This is a genomic window from Cohnella nanjingensis (genome assembly GCF_014212125.1).
GTDB lineage: Bacteria > Bacillota > Bacilli > Paenibacillales > Paenibacillaceae > Cohnella > Cohnella nanjingensis.
The window spans coordinates 1-5,298 of sequence record NZ_JACJVP010000080.1 but is presented as its reverse complement, the minus strand read 5'-3'; the positions used below and the strand labels follow the sequence as shown (position 1 = coordinate 5,298).

At 62.1% G+C, this 5,298-nt stretch carries 3 protein-coding genes and 1 pseudogene; 1 reads left to right on the top strand and 3 read right to left on the bottom strand.

The features are described from left to right. Window positions 1–1,962: outer membrane protein assembly factor BamB family protein (locus H7C19_RS33360; protein WP_221469611.1), on the bottom strand; the 1,962-nt coding region annotated here is incomplete at its 3' end. 397 nt (window positions 1,963–2,359) lie between these two features. Then, entirely contained in the window at window positions 2,360–4,378 is a 2,019-nt protein-coding gene (ligA, locus tag H7C19_RS33355) for an NAD-dependent DNA ligase LigA (protein WP_185673412.1), read from the bottom strand. Between the two features lie 122 nt (window positions 4,379–4,500). Between ligA and H7C19_RS33350 the strand changes: the two genes are divergently transcribed. Next, a complete protein-coding gene (locus H7C19_RS33350; protein WP_185673411.1) occupies window positions 4,501–4,908 on the top strand; it encodes a hypothetical protein in 408 nt (135 codons plus the stop codon). A gap of 117 nt (window positions 4,909–5,025) precedes the next feature. On the opposite strand, the pseudogene H7C19_RS33345 reads toward H7C19_RS33350, so the two are convergent. After that, window positions 5,026–5,298: pseudogene (locus tag H7C19_RS33345) on the bottom strand (ATP-dependent DNA helicase PcrA); the annotation flags it as partial.

Sequence of the window (5,298 nt, the reverse complement as noted above, 5' to 3'; positions counted from 1 at the left end):
AGCCATCAGCGCGTAGCGTTCGTTCAGGATCGTCAGACGTGATTGCGGAGGCGGCTCCAGCGTCAAGATCGACTTGCCGTTGCCGGGATCCGCCAGGGCAAGATGATCGACGCTCCGCGTCCAATAGCCCTTCGGGAGGGTTTCCTTATAACGCGTATCGGATTGGACGACGGCATCAAAGGACGCATCGATGGACGTTCGCTCCTCCAACTGCCAGACCTTGCGGCCGTCCTTCGGCCGATAGGCGGTCAATCCAGCACCTAGCAGCGAGTCCGTACCGCCATTCCCCATCAACAAATATGGCAGTTTGCCGTCTTGAAGGACAAGCGCTCCTTCGCCGTCCCACGTTTTCCGCCAGAGCCGATTCCCCCTGCGCTGATCCCGAACCTCCAGATGCGTTGTCACGGTCTTCGACGCATCCATCCCCTCGGTTCGCGTATAGGAGAGGCCAAATGCCGAGCCTGCCGCAGCCAGTCTGAGATCGCCGACCGCCCCTTCAAGCTTGAGTTCCCGACTCCATCGCTGTTTGCCATTAGCCGTATCCAGGGCGAACAACCGGTACGTTGAACGCGTTATGTCCGCCCCCTCGCCCGTCCTCTTGCCGAATACGATCGTCCGGCGGTCTCCCGACAACGCATAGAGATGCTCCTCATAGCCGAACGAATGCTGCCACACGAGGCGTCCCGTGTCCCGATCGATCCCGTACAGCCGGGAGTCCTCATGCATGCCGCTGAAGCCCCCGTCCTCGCCGGCCACCAGCAGCGTCGCACCCGCTTCCCCGATCAAGTAATTATAAGGGAGCGCCAAATTCGCGCGCCAGATCGTCGATGCAGCTTGGGTACGAACGAACGGCGGTCGGCGGTCGGACGCATTCAGCTTCTTGATCAGCGGCACTTGCCCCTCGGGCAAGCCCGCCCAGTCCAGATTGCCGAAGTCCCATGCGCCCGTGCGATCCAGAAACCGTTCATTCCGCAAAGCGCCGTCCTCCGACCAGGTTAGTTCGAGCAGCGAACGATCGCTCTCATACCGCCACGTCTCCAGCGTTTTCAGCTTCCCCGGCATGGCGATATTGGCCGACCTTTCGACGGTCTGCGGTTTGCCTAGCAATTGTCTGGCTCTGGACTGCTTGACTCCAATGCCCAATGTGCTTCGAACGAAGGCTGCGGCTTCGTCAGCCGCAACCGGAACGGCGTTATCGAACGGGGAAAAGGAAGGCTGCACTTGTCGCAATTGGTCGGCCCTCATCCAGAGCAGCCCGTATCCGGCTCCCGACTCGCTGTCCGGCATAGCGACGCCGTACCAATCCGCGTAAGCCTGAACCGCGATGACGCGCGCTCCATGTGTCAGCTCCACGACCGAATCGCCCGCTTCCGGATACCACTCCGCGGCGGCGTTTTCTCCTGCGACCTCCATGAGCCGCGGCGCAATCTCTCTCGCCCGCTCGGCTTCCTTCGTCAAATACCAGATCGGAATCCAAGTCTTGAACCCGTCATCGTCGATCTCGGCCAAATGGCGCGTCAAGGCGACCAGAGAAACCGATCGGCCCGCTATGGCCATGTAGTTGTATATAGGCTGAGTGTCAGCCCGCAAGTCGTAGCCCGCCGTCGGAACGACCGCCTTCAGCTTTTGTCCGATCCGGAGTCCTTCCTGCCGAGCCAGCACGTTCTCGTCCGAGGAGGACGCTTCCTTCTGCGCGCCTTGCGCCGGCACATAAGTGCGCATATTCCCTTCGGCATCCCGGTCATAGAAGACGGCATCCCAGAGCTGCGCATTCTCCTCTTGCGACCAGAGCAGCTCCAGCCTACTCGTTCCGACCTCAAACGTCCATTGATCGACCTTGACTAGCCGGTCGGCGCGATACAAGTACGTCTCTTGCACCCTGGAGGGTTGTCCCAACGCTGCCACCGCTTGGTCCGGGGTCCATGCCGCGCGGAACCGTGCGCCTAACGCGTCGGCGGTCAAGCCGGAGAGAGCCGGAACCGGGGTTGGAGACGGCTCGGCCGACGAAACCGAAGGCGCCGCGGACGAAGATGGCCTAACCGGCATGCCGGACGAACCGGCATTCTCGCAACAGGCGAGCAAAAGCAGGACAGCGCCTCCTGTCAGGAGGAACGGAATCCAGCGATTCGGTTTTCCAAGCAAAACCGGCTTCGCCTTCTTCCGCAGAGGGCGATCCTTTTTTATCGGAGACGTATCTGAAACGGGTAGGTTCGACTTAGACTTTCTGATCTCGTTCAAGAGGAAGACCTCCGCTCGATCGCATTTGGCAAAATAGACGAATTCTGGATGAAGAAGTTGCATGATCGCGCTAAAGTAAAAAAACCGCCCGTTCGCAACGGGCGGTCTTCCTCCTGCATGCCTATAAGTTTAACAGCCGGACCAATTCCTCTTCGTCCTCGAGTACGGGAACGCCGAGATCCCGCGCCTTCGTCAGCTTGCTGCCGGCGCTCTCGCCCGCGATGACGAGGTCCGTCTTCTTCGAGACGCTGCCCGACACCTTCGCTCCCAGCGCCTCGAGCCGCTTGGATGCTTCGTCGCGCGTAAGCAGCGTCAGCGTGCCCGTCAGCACCACGGTCTTTCCGAACAGCGGATGTCCCTCGTCGGCGCTGGCCGCCGCAGGCTTCTCTGCCTCGGCCCGTACGCCGAAAGCGCGCATCCGGGCGATGCTCTCCTGCATGAGCGGGTCGCGGAAGAACCCCGCGATGCTCTCCGCCACGATGCCGCCTACGTCCGGCAACGTGACCAGCTCTTCGGCCTCCGCGGCCATCAGGCGGTCGAGATCGCCGTAATGATCGGCCAGCATCTTCGTCGTGGCTTTGCCCGTGTTCGGAATGCCGAGCGCGTTCAGGAACGCCGCCAGGTCGCGGGACTTGGACTTCTCCAAGGATGCCAGCAGGTTCGTCGCCTTCTTCTCTCCGAAGCGCTGCAGCTTGACGAGATCGTCGAAGGTAAGGGCGTACAGATCCGACGGATCGCGCACGTTCAGCTCCTCGTACAGCTGTTCGGCCGTCTTCCCGCTGAACGTCTCGATGTCCATGCAGTCCCGCGACGCGAAGTGCGTGATGCGGCCGACGGTCTGCGGCTTGCAGCCGAGCCGGTTCGGGCAGTACATATGGGCCCCGCGCATCTCAAGCGGCGTACCGCAGCCCGGGCAAACGTCCGGTATCGCGATCGGCTCGCCCGGTTCCTCGTCCGCCTTGCCGAGAATCTCCGGAATGACGTCGTTAGAGCGGCGAATGAACACTCGCGTTCCTAGGGCATGTGTCAGGTTCTTGCGCTCGATGTCGCCGATATTGTTCAGCGTGCAATTCTGAACGGTCACGCCTGCGAGCTCGACGGCCTCTACGCGGGCGAGCGGCGTCACCTTGCCCGTGCGGCCGACCTCCCAGGACACCGACTCGAGCACGGTCGTCGTCTCTTCGGCTTCGAACTTGAACGCGACGGACCAGCGGGGGAACTTGTCCGTGTAGCCCAGCGCTTCGCGCGTACGCATATCCGTCAGCTTTACGACCGCTCCGTCGATCAGGTAGTCCAGCTCGTTCCGGAACGTCACGATGGCGGTCAGCTCTTCCGCCACGTCTTCGATCGAGCTGTAATACCTCGCGAACGAATTGACGGGGAACCGGTTGTCCCGCAGAAACTGCAGCATCTCCTGATGGCTCGCGAACGTCACGCCGCCGTCGGTGAAGCCGACATTATAGAAAAAAGCGTCCAGCTTCCGGGAGGCGGTCACGCGCGGATTCAGGTTGCGCAGGGCGCCGGCCGCGGCGTTGCGCGCGTTTTTGAGCGGCTCCGCCGCGGTCTCGTTGTACGCTTCCAGCACCGATAGGCGCATAATCCCTTCGCCTTGGACCTCGATCGTGCCTTCGCGGTAGGGGATCGAGAGGGGCAGCGAGCGTATCGTCCGCACCTGCGCCAGGATGCCTTCGCCGACGACGCCGTTGCCGCGGGTCGAGGCTTGCGCGAGCTCTCCGTCCGTGTACGTCAAGTTCAACGTAAGGCCGTCGAACTTGAGCTCGACCACATACTCCGGCGCGGGCAGCGGCTCCTCCGGATGCTTGGCGTTGTAGTCCGCGATCAGCTTGTTCGCGCGCTGCGCCCAGGCCTTCAAGTCTTCCAGGTTCTGCGCCTTGTCCAGACTCCACAGGCGGGACTGGTGACGATGAGGCTCGAAGCCCTTCAGAATGTCGCCGCCGACGCGATGCGTAGGGGAATCCGGCAGGATGACGCCGGTCTCCGCTTCGAGGCGCGACAGTTCGTCGTAGAGCGCGTCGTATTCCTTGTCGCTGATCGTCGGATTGTCTTCCGTATAATAGCGATGGGCGTGCACGTTCAGCTCGTTCACGAGCTCGCGAATCCGCTGCAGCGGTTCCGTCATGGGGGGGATCTGCCTCTCTTGTCCCGGAGTCCGGGTTAATGGATGGGCGTAGCGGGTATTGATTCAAGCCCCCCGCCGTCCGTGTAAAAATGAACCAAATGCACGAATGGGAGGGATGACGAATGGATCGTTCATCGGACAAGCCAACCGACAGCCACGCCGATAACCAAACCGATAAGCAAGACGAGAAACAAGTCTATTATGTATCCGTCTCCGCAGGAACGGTGAGCAGACACGAATCGCAAGTGTCGGATCAGCTCACGGTGTTCGCCACGGAGCGGGAAAAGGATCAGCTCGAGACGCTGCTCGCCATCAAGGAGGATCAGACCGAGCGCACCTTCCTCCGCGGCCTCATTCCATTCAAGTCAGCGGATCGCGATCCCGCGACCGACCAGTACAACGAGCGGATGATCGAAGTCTACCGCTCCATCTTCCGGCTAGGCACGGAGGAGACGAGGCGCCATCTGATCCATATGGATATTCTCAACTTCCTGAAGGATCCGGATACCCGCTTGCCGGGTTACCACTAGGAGACGGGAGCCGCTGCTCGAATGCCACGCGGCGGCTTTTTGTCCACGTCCCGGAAAGTAGAAGTTTTCACCCATCCTTCGCTAATCCGTGTACGGGCTTCGGCCGGCTGCGCGCTGTTAAATCTTCGTCACCGGCGCGAATGCCGCGAGCAGCCGCTTCACCCCGACCGGCGCCGGAAAAGCGATCTGCAGCTCCGTGTCGTTGCCGGAGCCCTTCACGGCGACCACGGTGCCCACGCCCCACTTGGCGTGCTGCACCTTGTCGCCCGCGGCGACGGCGAGCCCCTCGCCGGCCGGCGCCGCGGGCTTGGGCGGTACGAGCCGGAGCCCCTGCGGCGCTCCGGCGGCCGGGCGCGCTGCCGCGCCGCCGAAGGCTGCGCCCGCCGCGGG

Coding starts and splice junctions, on each gene's coding strand:
- ligA (WP_185673412.1), bottom strand. CDS start 4,378: ATGACGGAACCGCTGCAGCGGATTCGCGAGCTCGTGAACGAGCTGAAC.
- H7C19_RS33350 (WP_185673411.1), top strand. CDS start 4,501: ATGGATCGTTCATCGGACAAGCCAACCGACAGCCACGCCGATAACCAA.